20 protein-coding genes are annotated in these 11,720 nt (G+C 54.6%); all 20 read right to left on the minus strand.

Annotation, left to right across the window (positions count from 1 at the left end):
* Nucleotides 1–11: 11 nt before the first annotated feature.
* A complete protein-coding gene (gene rpsH, locus ACIPQ1_RS25115) occupies nt 12–404 on the minus strand; it encodes a 30S ribosomal protein S8 (RefSeq protein ID WP_003186040.1) in 393 nt (130 codons plus the stop codon).
* 210 nt (nt 405–614) lie between these two features.
* A complete protein-coding gene (rpsN, locus tag ACIPQ1_RS25120) occupies nt 615–920 on the minus strand; it encodes a 30S ribosomal protein S14 (protein WP_003186042.1) in 306 nt (101 codons plus the stop codon).
* A 13-nt stretch (nt 921–933) separates the two neighbouring features.
* Nucleotides 934–1,473 carry a 50S ribosomal protein L5 gene (gene rplE, locus ACIPQ1_RS25125; RefSeq protein ID WP_003186044.1) on the minus strand — a complete coding sequence of 180 codons (540 nt, stop codon included), beginning with the start codon at nt 1,471–1,473 and terminating at the stop codon, nt 934–936.
* A 22-nt stretch (nt 1,474–1,495) separates the two neighbouring features.
* Complete coding sequence (rplX, locus tag ACIPQ1_RS25130) at nt 1,496–1,810, minus strand: 50S ribosomal protein L24 (protein WP_186546713.1); 315 nt, start codon at nt 1,808–1,810, stop codon at nt 1,496–1,498.
* Between the two features lie 11 nt (nt 1,811–1,821).
* Nucleotides 1,822–2,190 (minus strand): 50S ribosomal protein L14, encoded by a 369-nt coding sequence (gene rplN, locus ACIPQ1_RS25135; protein WP_002555479.1) that lies wholly within the window; start codon nt 2,188–2,190, stop codon nt 1,822–1,824.
* 23 nt (nt 2,191–2,213) lie between these two features.
* Nucleotides 2,214–2,480 (minus strand): 30S ribosomal protein S17, encoded by a 267-nt coding sequence (gene rpsQ / locus ACIPQ1_RS25140; protein ID WP_003176419.1) that lies wholly within the window; start codon nt 2,478–2,480, stop codon nt 2,214–2,216.
* Between the two features lie 2 nt (nt 2,481–2,482).
* Nucleotides 2,483–2,674 carry a 50S ribosomal protein L29 gene (gene rpmC / locus ACIPQ1_RS25145; protein WP_002555481.1) on the minus strand — a complete coding sequence of 64 codons (192 nt, stop codon included), beginning with the start codon at nt 2,672–2,674 and terminating at the stop codon, nt 2,483–2,485.
* The gene (rplP, locus tag ACIPQ1_RS25150) at nt 2,674–3,087 is read right to left on the minus strand and encodes a 50S ribosomal protein L16 (protein WP_003186052.1); all 414 of its coding nucleotides are present in this window, start codon (nt 3,085–3,087) and stop codon (nt 2,674–2,676) included. Before rplP ends, rpmC begins: the two co-directional genes overlap by 1 nt.
* A 12-nt stretch (nt 3,088–3,099) precedes the next feature.
* Complete coding sequence (gene rpsC / locus ACIPQ1_RS25155; RefSeq protein ID WP_003176422.1) at nt 3,100–3,786, minus strand: 30S ribosomal protein S3; 687 nt, start codon at nt 3,784–3,786, stop codon at nt 3,100–3,102.
* 13 nt (nt 3,787–3,799) lie between these two features.
* Nucleotides 3,800–4,132 carry a 50S ribosomal protein L22 gene (gene rplV, locus ACIPQ1_RS25160; RefSeq protein WP_003103908.1) on the minus strand — a complete coding sequence of 111 codons (333 nt, stop codon included), beginning with the start codon at nt 4,130–4,132 and terminating at the stop codon, nt 3,800–3,802.
* 11 nt (nt 4,133–4,143) lie between these two features.
* Nucleotides 4,144–4,419, minus strand: a complete 276-nt coding sequence (gene rpsS / locus ACIPQ1_RS25165; RefSeq protein ID WP_002555486.1) for a 30S ribosomal protein S19 — start codon at nt 4,417–4,419, stop codon at nt 4,144–4,146.
* A 16-nt stretch (nt 4,420–4,435) separates the two neighbouring features.
* Nucleotides 4,436–5,260 carry a 50S ribosomal protein L2 gene (gene rplB / locus ACIPQ1_RS25170; RefSeq protein ID WP_003186055.1) on the minus strand — a complete coding sequence of 275 codons (825 nt, stop codon included), beginning with the start codon at nt 5,258–5,260 and terminating at the stop codon, nt 4,436–4,438.
* A gap of 14 nt (nt 5,261–5,274) precedes the next feature.
* The gene (rplW, locus tag ACIPQ1_RS25175; RefSeq protein ID WP_002555488.1) at nt 5,275–5,574 is read right to left on the minus strand and encodes a 50S ribosomal protein L23; all 300 of its coding nucleotides are present in this window, start codon (nt 5,572–5,574) and stop codon (nt 5,275–5,277) included.
* Nucleotides 5,571–6,173, minus strand: a complete 603-nt coding sequence (rplD, locus tag ACIPQ1_RS25180; protein WP_003186057.1) for a 50S ribosomal protein L4 — start codon at nt 6,171–6,173, stop codon at nt 5,571–5,573. The genes rplW and rplD overlap by 4 nt, the downstream gene beginning before the upstream one ends.
* A 12-nt stretch (nt 6,174–6,185) precedes the next feature.
* The gene (gene rplC, locus ACIPQ1_RS25185; protein ID WP_003186059.1) at nt 6,186–6,821 is read right to left on the minus strand and encodes a 50S ribosomal protein L3; all 636 of its coding nucleotides are present in this window, start codon (nt 6,819–6,821) and stop codon (nt 6,186–6,188) included.
* Between the two features lie 80 nt (nt 6,822–6,901).
* The gene (gene rpsJ / locus ACIPQ1_RS25190; RefSeq protein ID WP_003186070.1) at nt 6,902–7,213 is read right to left on the minus strand and encodes a 30S ribosomal protein S10; all 312 of its coding nucleotides are present in this window, start codon (nt 7,211–7,213) and stop codon (nt 6,902–6,904) included.
* 156 nt (nt 7,214–7,369) lie between these two features.
* Nucleotides 7,370–8,563: an elongation factor Tu gene (gene tuf / locus ACIPQ1_RS25195; protein ID WP_003186071.1), complete on the minus strand. Its 1,194-nt coding sequence runs from the start codon at nt 8,561–8,563 to the stop codon at nt 7,370–7,372.
* Nucleotides 8,564–8,593: 30 nt separating this feature from the next.
* The gene (gene fusA, locus ACIPQ1_RS25200; RefSeq protein ID WP_053125865.1) at nt 8,594–10,699 is read right to left on the minus strand and encodes an elongation factor G; all 2,106 of its coding nucleotides are present in this window, start codon (nt 10,697–10,699) and stop codon (nt 8,594–8,596) included.
* A gap of 30 nt (nt 10,700–10,729) precedes the next feature.
* Nucleotides 10,730–11,200 (minus strand): 30S ribosomal protein S7, encoded by a 471-nt coding sequence (rpsG, locus tag ACIPQ1_RS25205; protein WP_003186074.1) that lies wholly within the window; start codon nt 11,198–11,200, stop codon nt 10,730–10,732.
* Between the two features lie 102 nt (nt 11,201–11,302).
* Nucleotides 11,303–11,674 carry a 30S ribosomal protein S12 gene (gene rpsL, locus ACIPQ1_RS25210; RefSeq protein WP_003186084.1) on the minus strand — a complete coding sequence of 124 codons (372 nt, stop codon included), beginning with the start codon at nt 11,672–11,674 and terminating at the stop codon, nt 11,303–11,305.
* Nucleotides 11,675–11,720: the final 46 nt, after the last annotated feature.

The following is an 11,720-nucleotide window of genomic DNA, read 5'->3' on the forward strand; positions in this document are numbered from 1 at the left end:
CTTATCCCCCCTTAGAACACAGTGCAAAGAACTTCGCCGCCGACACCGGCAGCGCGCGCAGCACGATCCGTCATCACACCCTTGTTGGTGGAGACGATAGACACACCGAGACCGCCACGAACTTTTGGCAGATCATCGACGGACTTGTACTGACGCAGGCCTGGACGGCTAACGCGCTTCACTTCCTCGATGACCGGACGGCCTTCGAAGTACTTCAGCTCGATGGACAGCAGAGGCTTGATTTCGCTGCTGATCTGATAACCCGCAATGTAACCTTCGTCCTTCAGGACTTTGGCAACAGCTACCTTCAACGTGGAAGATGGCATGCTTACGACGGACTTTTCAGCCATCTGGGCATTACGGATACGAGTTAGCATGTCCGCTAACGGGTCCTGCATACTCATGGGCTAGACGCTCCTAATACACAAAAAATTAGCCTTTCGGCTAGTACGTGTCGCCGAGCGCATCCGTGCAATAAAAACACGGGCTCAGGCGAGCCGGGTATTCTAGACACACCCCACAAATGAATCAAGCCCCAATAGGGGCTTGATTCAAGTTCAAGGTCACCGGCGGTCAGGATCTTGCGACCTCGAACGCCGTGACTTTGACAGTGCTTACCAGCTGGCTTTGACCAGACCTGGAACGTCACCACGCATTGCAGCTTGACGCAACATGTTACGGCCAAGGCCGAACTTGCGGTACACGCCGTGCGGACGACCAGTCAGGCGGCAGCGGTTACGCATGCGCGAGGCGCTTGCGTCACGTGGCTGCTTCTGCAGGGCTACGGTAGCTTCCCAACGCGCTTCTGGACTTGCGTTCAGATCCACGATGATAGCTTTCAGCGCTGCACGCTTGGTGGCGTACTTGGCAACGGTGAGCTGACGCTTCAGCTCACGGTTCTTCATGCTCTTCTTGGCCATTTTCCTACTCCAATCAGTTGCGGAACGGGAATTTGAAAGCGCGCAGCAGTGCGCGACCTTCGTCATCCGTCCGAGCAGTGGTGGTCAGGGTAATGTCCAGACCGCGGAGAGCATCGATCTTGTCGTAATCGATTTCCGGGAAAATGATCTGCTCTTTAACGCCCATGCTGTAGTTGCCACGACCATCGAAGGACTTGGCATTCAGGCCGCGGAAGTCGCGAACCCGAGGCAGGGAGATCGACAGCAGACGATCCAGGAACTCGTACATACGCTCACGGCGCAGGGTCACTTTGACGCCGATCGGCCAACCTTCACGGACTTTAAAGCCAGCGATGGATTTCCGAGCGTAAGTCACGACGACTTTCTGACCGGTGATCTTTTCCAGGTCAGCAACAGCGTGCTCGATGACTTTTTTGTCGCCGATCGCTTCGCCCAGACCCATGTTCAGGGTGATTTTGGTAACGCGCGGAACTTCCATCACGTTCGAAAGCTTAAGTTCTTCCTTAAGTTTCGGTGCGATTTCCTTCCGGTAAATCTCTTTTAGTCGTGCCATGGTCTCATCTACCTAGCAGTGTTCAAGCATCAACCGCTTTTTGGGTCGACTTGAAGACACGAATTTTCTTGCCGTCTTCTACTTTGAAACCAACGCGGTCAGCCTTGTTGGTTTCGCCGTTGAAAATGGCGACGTTAGAAGCATCCAGCGGAGCTTCTTTTTCGACGATACCGCCCTGCACGCCCGACATCGGGTTAGGCTTGGTATGACGCTTGACCAGGTTCAGACCGCCAACAACCAAACGGTTGTTAGCGAGAACCTTAAGCACCTTACCGCGCTTACCTTTGTCTTTGCCGGCGATCACGATGATCTCGTCGTCACGACGAATCTTTTGCATGTCGGATCTCCTTACAGCACTTCTGGGGCGAGCGAGACGATCTTCATGAACTTCTCAGTACGAAGTTCACGCGTCACTGGCCCAAAGATACGGGTGCCGATCGGCTCTTGCTTGTTGTTCAACAGAACAGCAGCGTTGCCATCAAAGCGGATGATGGAGCCGTCAGCACGACGAACGCCATGGCGAGTGCGGACTACGACAGCAGTCATCACTTGGCCTTTTTTCACCTTACCGCGAGGAATTGCTTCCTTGACGGTAACCTTGATGATGTCACCGATACCAGCGTAACGACGATGGGAGCCACCCAGCACCTTGATGCACATAACACGGCGAGCGCCGCTGTTATCGGCCACATCGAGCATGGATTGAGTCTGAATCATATAATTTCTCCGACCCCTAGTCCTTAGACTTCCACAGCGCGTTCGAGAACATCAACCAGCGCCCAAGACTTGGTCTTGGCCAAAGGACGAGTTTCACGAATAGTGACTTTGTCGCCGATGTGGCACTGATTGGTTTCGTCGTGCGCGTGCAGCTTAGTCGAACGCTTAACGTATTTACCGTAGATCGGGTGCTTAACGCGACGCTCGATCAGAACGGTGATGGTTTTGTCCATCTTGTCGCTGACAACACGGCCAGTCAGCGTACGGACAGTTTTTTCGGCTTCAGCCATGATTACTTACCTGCCTGCTGGTTGAGCACAGTTTTCACGCGAGCGATGTCACGCTTAACTTGCGAGAGCAGATGAGACTGCCCCAACTGGCCAGTTGCTTTCTGCATACGCAGATTGAACTGGTCGCGCAGCAGGCCGAGCAGTTGCTCGTTCAGCTGCTGTGCTGATTTTTCACGAAGTTCATTCGCTTTCATCACATCACCGTCCGTTTAACAAAGGAGGTGGCGAGCGGCAGCTTTGCAGCAGCCAGGGCGAAAGCCTCACGCGCCAGCTCTTCAGAAACACCCTCGATTTCATACAGGACTTTGCCTGGCTGAATCTGGGCAACCCAGTACTCCACGTTACCCTTACCTTTACCCATCCGAACTTCGAGTGGCTTCTTGGTGACAGGCTTGTCCGGGAATACACGGATCCAGATCTTGCCGCCACGTTTTACGTGACGGGTCAGTGCACGACGCGCTGACTCGATCTGACGAGCGGTGAGACGACCACGAGCAACAGACTTCAGCGCGAACTCGCCGAAGCTGACTTTGCTACCGCGCAATGCCAGGCCACGGTTGTGGCCGGTCATCTGCTTGCGGAACTTCGTACGCTTTGGTTGCAACATTTGGCGTACCCCTTACTTAGCAGCTTTTTTACGAGGCGCTGGTGCTTGTGGTTTCAGTTCTTCTTGGCGACCACCAATTACTTCGCCTTTGAAGATCCAAACCTTTACACCGATCACACCGTAAGTGGTGTGAGCTTCGTAGTTGGCATAGTCGATGTCGGCACGCAGGGTGTGCAGTGGCACACGACCTTCGCGATACCATTCAGTACGTGCGATTTCAGCACCGCCGAGACGACCGCTCACTTGGATTTTGATGCCTTTGGCACCAATGCGCATTGCGTTCTGTACAGCGCGCTTCATAGCGCGACGGAACATGACGCGACGCTCCAGCTGCTGAGCTACGCTCTGCGCAACCAGCATACCGTCGAGCTCCGGCTTGCGGATCTCTTCGATATTGATGTGCACAGGCACACCCATTTGCTTGGTCAGGTCCTGACGCAGTTTCTCAACATCTTCACCTTTCTTCCCGATAACGATACCTGGACGAGCGGTGTGGATGGTGATACGTGCAGTCTGCGCCGGACGATGGATATCGATACGGCTTACGGACGCGCTTTTTAGTTTGTCTTGGAGATACTCACGCACCTTCAGATCAGCGAACAAGTAGTCCGCATAAGTCCGACCGTCTGCGTACCAGACGGAGGTGTGCTCCTTGACGATTCCCAGGCGAATGCCAATGGGATGTACTTTCTGACCCATCTCTTCGACTCCGTTACTTGTCAGCAACCTTGACAGTGATATGGCAAGACCGCTTGACGATGCGATCAGCACGGCCTTTGGCACGTGGCATGATGCGCTTCAGCGAACGCCCTTCGTTGACGAAAACGGTGCTGACCTTCAGGTCATCAACGTCTGCGCCTTCGTTATGCTCGGCGTTGGCTACGGCCGACTCCAGCACTTTCTTCATGATCTCGGCGGCTTTCTTACTGCTGAAAGCCAACAGGTTGAGCGCTTCGCCCACCTTCTTCCCGCGGATCTGGTCGGCGACCAAGCGGGCTTTCTGGGCGGAGATTCGAGCGCCCGACAACTTAGCGGCTACTTCCATTTCCTAACCCCTTAACGCTTGGCTTTCTTGTCTGCCACGTGCCCACGATAAGTGCGGGTACCGGCGAACTCGCCCAGTTTGTGGCCGACCATGTCTTCGTTAACGAGAACTGGGACGTGTTGACGACCGTTGTGTACTGCGATGGTCAGACCGACCATTTGTGGCAGGATCATCGAACGACGCGACCAGGTCTTAACTGGTTTGCGATCGTTCTTTTCCGCCGCCACTTCGATCTTCTTCAGTAGGTGAAGATCAATAAAAGGACCTTTTTTCAGAGAACGTGGCACTGTCGTATCCCTCTATTTACTTGCGACGACGGACGATCATTTTGTCGGTACGCTTATTACCACGAGTCTTCGCGCCCTTAGTCGGGAAGCCCCATGGCGATACCGGATGACGACCACCAGAGGTACGACCTTCACCACCACCATGTGGGTGGTCAACCGGGTTCATGGCAACACCACGAACGGTTGGGCGAACGCCACGCCAGCGCTTGGCACCAGCTTTACCCAACGAACGCAGGCTGTGCTCGGAGTTCGAGACTTCGCCCAGGGTCGCACGGCATTCAGCCAGTACTTTACGCATCTCACCAGAACGCAGACGCAGGGTCACGTAGACACCTTCACGAGCGATCAGCTGAGCCGAAGCACCAGCGGAACGAGCGATCTGTGCGCCTTTACCTGGCTTCAATTCGATGCCGTGTACGGTGCTACCAACTGGAATGTTACGCAGTTGCAGAGCGTTGCCCGGCTTGATCGGTGCCAGGGCACCTGCGATCAGCTGGTCGCCAGCGCTCACGCCTTTAGGGGCGATGATGTAGCGACGCTCGCCATCTGCGTACAGCAGCAGAGCGATGTGAGCAGTACGGTTTGGATCGTATTCGATACGCTCGACGGTGGCAGCGATGCCATCCTTGTCGTTGCGACGGAAGTCGACCAGACGATAATGCTGCTTATGACCACCACCGATGTGACGCGTGGTAATACGGCCATTGTTGTTACGACCACCAGACTTCGATTTTTTCTCGAGCAGCGGTGCGTGAGGAGCGCCTTTATGCAGCTCCTGGTTGACCACCTTGACCACAAAACGGCGGCCAGGGGAAGTCGGTTTGCATTTAACGATTGCCATGATGCACCCCTTCCTTACTCAGCACTGCTGCTGAAATCGAGATCTTGGCCTGGCTGAAGGGAGATAACTGCCTTCTTCCAGTCATTACGCTTGCCCAGACCGCGAGCAGTGCGCTTGCTTTTACCCAGTACGTTCAGGGTAGTCACGCGCTCTACTTTCACGCTGAACAGGCTTTCGACGGCCTTCTTGATTTCCAGCTTGGTTGCGTCAGTCGCAACCTTGAAAACGAACTGGCCTTTCTTGTCTGCCAGAACCGTAGCCTTCTCGGAAACGTGCGGGCCAAGCAGAACTTTAAATACGCGTTCCTGGTTCATCCCAGCAGCTCCTCGAATTTCTTCACGGCCGACACGGTGATCAACACCTTGTCGTATGCGATCAGACTGACCGGATCGGAACCTTGAACGTCACGAACATCGACGTGCGGCAGGTTGCGAGCAGCCAGGTACAGGTTCTGATCAACAGCGTCAGACACGATCAGGACGTCAGTCAGGCCCATGCCATTCAGCTTGTTCAGCAGATCTTTGGTTTTCGGTGCTTCAACAGCGAAGTCCTGAACCACGACCAGACGATCAGTACGCACCAGCTCAGCAAGGATGGAACGCATTGCTGCGCGATACATCTTCTTGTTCAGCTTTTGGGAGTGATCCTGAGGACGAGCTGCGAAAGTGGTACCGCCGCCACGCCAGATTGGGCTACGGATAGTACCGGCACGAGCACGGCCAGTACCTTTCTGACGCCATGGGCGCTTACCGCCACCAGAAACGTCGGAACGGGTCTTTTGCTGCTTGCTACCTTGACGGCCGCCAGCCATGTAGGCCACGACTGCTTGGTGAACCAGCGTCTCGTTGAATTCGCCGCCAAATGTCAGTTCGGAAACTTCGATCGCTTGAGCGTCATTTACATTTAATTGCATGTCAGCTTCCCCTTAACCGCGAGCCTTGGCTGCTGGACGTACAACCAAGTTGCCGCCAGTAGCGCCAGGAACAGCGCCCTTGACCAACAACAGATTGCGTTCAGCGTCCACGCGCACTACTTCGAGGGACTGCACGGTCACGCGCTCAGCGCCCATATGACCGGACATTTTTTTGCCCTTGAATACACGACCAGGAGTCTGGCACTGGCCGATAGAGCCTGGAACGCGGTGGGATACGGAGTTACCGTGGGTGTTATCTTGCCCGCGGAAGTTCCAACGCTTGATCGTACCCTGGAAGCCTTTACCCTTGGACTGACCGGTCACATCAACCAGTTGACCAGCGGCGAAGATTTCAGCGTTGATCAGATCGCCGGCCTGGTACTCGCCTTCTTCAAGGCGGAACTCCATTACGGTACGACCAGCGGCAACGTTCGCCTTGGCGAAGTGGCCAGCCTGAGCTGCTGTTACACGCGAAGCGCGACGCTCGCCGACAGTGACTTGCACTGCACGATAGCCATCGGTCTCTTCAGTTTTGAACTGGGTGACGCGATTCGGCTCGATCTCAATGACCGTGACCGGAATGGAGACACCTTCTTCGGTGAAAATACGGGTCATACCGCATTTACGACCGACTACACCAATAGTCATGTTGTAAACCTCATGAGTGTACGGGGCTTTCACCCGCTATGGCCGCCCATTTCAGAGCGTTACACGACTAAGACCGAGTCTTAGCCGAGGCTGATCTGCACTTCCACACCGGCCGCAAGATCGAGCTTCATAAGTGCATCAACGGTTTTATCCGTTGGCTGGACGATGTCCAGAACGCGCTTATGAGTACGGATCTCGTACTGGTCACGCGCGTCTTTGTTGACGTGCGGGGAGACCAGAACGGTGAACCGCTCTTTACGGGTAGGCAGTGGAATTGGACCACGCACTTGAGCACCAGTACGTTTCGCGGTTTCCACGATTTCCTGGGTGGATTGGTCGATCAGGCGATGGTCGAAAGCCTTCAACCTGATACGGATTTGCTGATTTTGCATTGGATTTCAGACTCCGGCTGCTATTCCCACCGAGCGCAATACGCCCGTTAAAAGGAGGCGCAATTCTATAGACGCCCCATATAGGTGTCAACCCAATAAAAAAGCCCCCGCTGGGCGGGGGCTTTCTCAACTCATCGAAGCTGACTCAAAAAGAGCTTACTCGATGATTTTGGCTACGACGCCAGCGCCGACGGTACGACCGCCTTCACGGATAGCGAAACGCAGACCGTCTTCCATTGCGATGGTCTTGATCAGGGTGACAACCATTTTGATGTTGTCGCCTGGCATTACCATTTCAACGCCTTCCGGCAGTTCGCAGTTACCGGTCACGTCAGTGGTCCGGAAGTAGAACTGTGGACGGTAGCCTTTGAAGAACGGAGTGTGACGACCGCCTTCTTCTTTGCTCAGAACGTACACTTCAGCTTCGAACTTGGTGTGCGGCTTGACCGAACCTGGCTTAACCAGAACCTGGCCACGCTCAACGTCGTCACGCTTGGTACCACGCAGCAGAACGCCGCAGTTCTCGCCAGCACGACCTTCGTCGAGCAGCTTACGGAACATTTCAACACCGGTGCAGGTGGTGACGGTGGTGTCACGCAGACCTACGATTTCCAGTGGATCCTGAACCTTGACGATACCGCGCTCGATACGACCAGTCACAACAGTACCGCGACCGGAGATCGAGAATACGTCTTCGATTGGCATCAGGAACGGCTTGTCGATAACACGAACTGGCTCTGGGATGTAGCTGTCCAGAGTTTCTACCAGACGCTTGACAGCGGTGGTACCCATTTCGTTGTCGTCCTGGCCGTTCAGAGCCATCAGAGCCGAACCGATGATGATTGGAGTGTCATCACCTGGGAAGTCGTAAGTGCTCAGCAGGTCGCGCACTTCCATCTCAACCAGTTCCAGCAGCTCAGCGTCGTCAACCATGTCAGCCTTGTTCAGGAAGACAACGATGTACGGAACGCCTACCTGACGGGACAGCAGGATGTGCTCACGAGTTTGCGGCATCGGACCATCAGCGGCCGAGCAAACCAGGATCGCGCCGTCCATCTGGGCAGCACCGGTGATCATGTTCTTCACGTAGTCAGCGTGACCTGGGCAGTCAACGTGAGCGTAGTGACGAATCGAAGAGTTGTACTCAACGTGCGCGGTGTTGATGGTGATACCACGAGCCTTTTCTTCCGGAGCGCTGTCGATTTTGTCGAAAGCAACAACGGCCGAACCGAAAACTTCGGAGCAGACGCGAGTCAGAGCAGCAGTCAGAGTGGTTTTACCGTGGTCAACGTGACCAATGGTGCCAACGTTGACGTGCGGTAGGGAACGATCAAATTTTTCTTTAGCCACGACAATTAACTCCTTGCCTAAAGGGCTGAATCAGCCTTGCTTTTTAGTAACAGTCTCGACGATATGCGACGGAGCTGTATTGTATTTTTTGAATTCCATAGAGTAGCTTGCGCGACCCTGAGACATGGAACGAACGTCGGTCGCGTAACCGAACATTTCACCCAACGGAACCTCGGCACGAATGACCTTGCCGGAAACCGTATCTTCCATACCCAGAATCATGCCACGACGACGGTTAAGGTCGCCCATGACATCACCCATGTAGTCTTCAGGCGTAACGACTTCTACTGCCATGATCGGCTCGAGCAACTCACCACCGCCCTTCTGGGCCAGTTGCTTGGTTGCCATGGAAGCAGCCACCTTGAACGCCATCTCGTTGGAGTCGACGTCGTGGTAAGAACCATCAAACACAGTTGCCTTCAGGCCGATCAGCGGATAACCGGCAACAACGCCGTTCTTCATCTGCTCTTCGATACCCTTCTGGATCGCCGGGATGTATTCCTTAGGAACCACACCACCTACGACTTCGTTCACGAATTGCAGACCTTCCTGACCTTCGTCAGCCGGTGCAAAACGAATCCAGCAGTGACCGAACTGGCCACGACCGCCGGACTGGCGAACGAACTTGCCTTCGATTTCACAGTTCTTCGTGATGCGCTCACGATAGGAAACCTGAGGCTTACCGATGTTGGCTTCGACGTTGAACTCACGGCGCATCCGGTCAACCAGGATGTCCAGGTGCAACTCGCCCATGCCGGAGATGATCGTTTGACCAGTCTCTTCATCAGTCTTGACGCGGAAAGACGGGTCTTCCTGAGCGAGCTTGCCCAGAGCGATACCCATTTTTTCCTGGTCGTCCTTGGTCTTAGGCTCAACGGCAACCGAAATAACCGGCTCCGGGAAGTCCATGCGAACCAGGATGATTGGCTTGTCAGCGTTGCACAAGGTTTCACCGGTGGTGACGTCCTTCATGCCGATCAAGGCCGCGATGTCGCCAGCGCGTACTTCCTTGATTTCTTCACGGGCGTTTGCGTGCATTTGCACCATACGACCCACGCGCTCTTTCTTGCCTTTTACCGAGTTGATCACGCCGTCGCCGGAGGCCAACACGCCCGAGTAAACTCGAACAAAGGTCAAGGTACCCACGAATGGGTCGGTAGCGATCTTGAACGCCAAAGCCGCGAAAGGCTCGTCATCACTTGCGTGACGCTCCATTTCCTCTTCCTCGTTATCCGGGTTGGAACCCTTGATAGCAGGAATGTCGGTTGGAGCAGGCAGGAAGTCGATAACGGCGTCGAGAACCAGGGGAACACCCTTGTTCTTGAAGGAAGAACCGCAAACAGCCAGAACGATCTCACCAGCGATGGTACGCTGACGCAGAGCGGCCTTGATTTCCTCGTTGGTGAGCTCTTCACCCTCAAGGTACTTGTTCATCAGCTCTTCATTGGCTTCGGCCGCAGCCTCAACCATGTTGCCGCGCCACTTCTCGGCTTCTTCCAGCAATTCAGCAGGAATGTCCTTGCGAACAGGAACCATGCCCTTGTCGGAATCGTTCCAGTAGACAGCTTGCATGTTGATCAGATCGATCTGACCCTGGAAGTTGTCTTCGGAACCGATAGCCAACTGGATCGGCACCGGAGTGTGACCCAGACGCTGCTTGATCTGAGCGATCACGCGCAGGAAGTTGGCACCAGCACGGTCCATCTTGTTTACGTAAACAAGACGTGGAACGCCGTATTTGTTGGCCTGACGCCATACGGTTTCCGACTGAGGCTCAACACCCGAAGTACCACAGAACACAACGACGGCGCCGTCGAGTACACGCAGGGAACGCTCAACTTCAATGGTGAAGTCTACGTGGCCTGGGGTATCGATAACGTTGAAGCGGTGCTCGTGCGGGTACTGCTTCTCGGAACCTTTCCAGAAGGCGGTGATAGCAGCAGAAGTAATGGTAATACCACGCTCCTGCTCCTGCACCATCCAGTCTGTGGTCGCGGCGCCATCATGCACCTCGCCCATTTTGTGACTTTTGCCGGTGTAAAAAAGGACGCGCTCGGTGGTGGTGGTTTTACCAGCATCCACGTGAGCAACGATACCGATGTTACGGTAGCGGTTAATCGGTGTAGTACGAGCCATAAAGCCCTCGCAAATTGAGTGACGCTAAAATTAGAAGCGGTAGTGCGAGAAAGCCTTGTTGGCTTCAGCCATACGGTGCACGTCTTCACGCTTCTTAACTGCAGCACCTTTACCTTCAGCAGCGTCCAACAGTTCACCAGCCAAACGCAGGGCCATGGACTTCTCACCGCGCTTGCGAGCGAAGTCTACCAGCCAGCGCATTGCCAGGGCGTTACGACGGGACGGACGAACTTCGACCGGAACCTGGTAAGTAGCACCGCCTACACGGCGCGACTTCACTTCGACCAGCGGAGCGATGGCGTCGAGAGCTTTCTCGAAGATTTCCAGGGGATCGCTGTTCTTGCGTTCCTTAACTTTGTCCAGTGCGCCATAAACGATACGCTCGGCCACGGCTTTCTTGCCGCTTTCCATTACGTGGTTCATGAACTTGGCGAGAATCTGGCTTCCGTATTTCGGATCGTCCAGAATCTCACGTTTGGCTGCTACGCGACGTCTTGGCATTGATAAGCCCTCAAACGGTCTTCAGGTTAGCCCGGGACAGCAGATGCGTGCCCGACCTTACTCTTATCGACTCAATAAAATTAAAAACTGCAAAACGGCCGATTATTTCGGACGCTTGGTACCGTACTTCGAACGACCTTGGTTACGACCTTTGACGCCGGAAGTATCCAAAGAGCCGCGAACGGTGTGGTAACGAACACCTGGCAAGTCTTTTACACGACCGCCGCGGATCAGGACCACGCTGTGCTCTTGCAGGTTGTGGCCTTCACCGCCGATGTACGAGGAAACCTCGAAACCGTTGGTCAGACGCACACGGCATACTTTACGCAGTGCCGAGTTAGGTTTTTTCGGCGTGGTGGTATACACACGGGTGCATACGCCACGACGTTGCGGGCAGTTCTGCAGCGCAGGCACGTCGGATTTCTCGACGATACGCTTACGCGGCTGACGTACCAGCTGGTTGATAGTTGCCATCTACTAGCTCCACTGTTGTCTTGCGACGCTATTGTCTTACAAGAAA

Source organism: Pseudomonas sp. LARHCG127 (genome assembly GCF_052871455.1).

Bases quoted from the DNA above. Each gene is read 5' to 3' on its own strand.
- rpsH (WP_003186040.1), bottom strand. From the start codon at position 404: ATGAGTATGCAGGACCCGTTAGCGGACATGCTAACTCGTATCCGTAAT.
- rpsN (WP_003186042.1), bottom strand. From the start codon at position 920: ATGGCCAAGAAGAGCATGAAGAACCGTGAGCTGAAGCGTCAGCTCACC.
- rplE (WP_003186044.1), bottom strand. From the start codon at position 1,473: ATGGCACGACTAAAAGAGATTTACCGGAAGGAAATCGCACCGAAACTT.
- rplX (WP_186546713.1), bottom strand. From the start codon at position 1,810: ATGCAAAAGATTCGTCGTGACGACGAGATCATCGTGATCGCCGGCAAA.
- rplN (WP_002555479.1), bottom strand. From the start codon at position 2,190: ATGATTCAGACTCAATCCATGCTCGATGTGGCCGATAACAGCGGCGCT.
- rpsQ (WP_003176419.1), bottom strand. From the start codon at position 2,480: ATGGCTGAAGCCGAAAAAACTGTCCGTACGCTGACTGGCCGTGTTGTC.
- rpmC (WP_002555481.1), bottom strand. From the start codon at position 2,674: ATGAAAGCGAATGAACTTCGTGAAAAATCAGCACAGCAGCTGAACGAG.
- rplP (WP_003186052.1), bottom strand. From the start codon at position 3,087: ATGTTGCAACCAAAGCGTACGAAGTTCCGCAAGCAGATGACCGGCCAC.
- rpsC (WP_003176422.1), bottom strand. From the start codon at position 3,786: ATGGGTCAGAAAGTACATCCCATTGGCATTCGCCTGGGAATCGTCAAG.
- rplV (WP_003103908.1), bottom strand. From the start codon at position 4,132: ATGGAAGTAGCCGCTAAGTTGTCGGGCGCTCGAATCTCCGCCCAGAAA.
- rplB (WP_003186055.1), bottom strand. From the start codon at position 5,260: ATGGCAATCGTTAAATGCAAACCGACTTCCCCTGGCCGCCGTTTTGTG.
- rplW (WP_002555488.1), bottom strand. From the start codon at position 5,574: ATGAACCAGGAACGCGTATTTAAAGTTCTGCTTGGCCCGCACGTTTCC.
- rplD (WP_003186057.1), bottom strand. From the start codon at position 6,173: ATGCAATTAAATGTAAATGACGCTCAAGCGATCGAAGTTTCCGAACTG.
- rplC (WP_003186059.1), bottom strand. From the start codon at position 6,821: ATGACTATTGGTGTAGTCGGTCGTAAATGCGGTATGACCCGTATTTTC.
- rpsJ (WP_003186070.1), bottom strand. From the start codon at position 7,213: ATGCAAAATCAGCAAATCCGTATCAGGTTGAAGGCTTTCGACCATCGC.
- fusA (WP_053125865.1), bottom strand. From the start codon at position 10,699: ATGGCTCGTACTACACCGATTAACCGCTACCGTAACATCGGTATCGTT.
- rpsG (WP_003186074.1), bottom strand. From the start codon at position 11,200: ATGCCAAGACGTCGCGTAGCAGCCAAACGTGAGATTCTGGACGATCCG.
- rpsL (WP_003186084.1), bottom strand. From the start codon at position 11,674: ATGGCAACTATCAACCAGCTGGTACGTCAGCCGCGTAAGCGTATCGTC.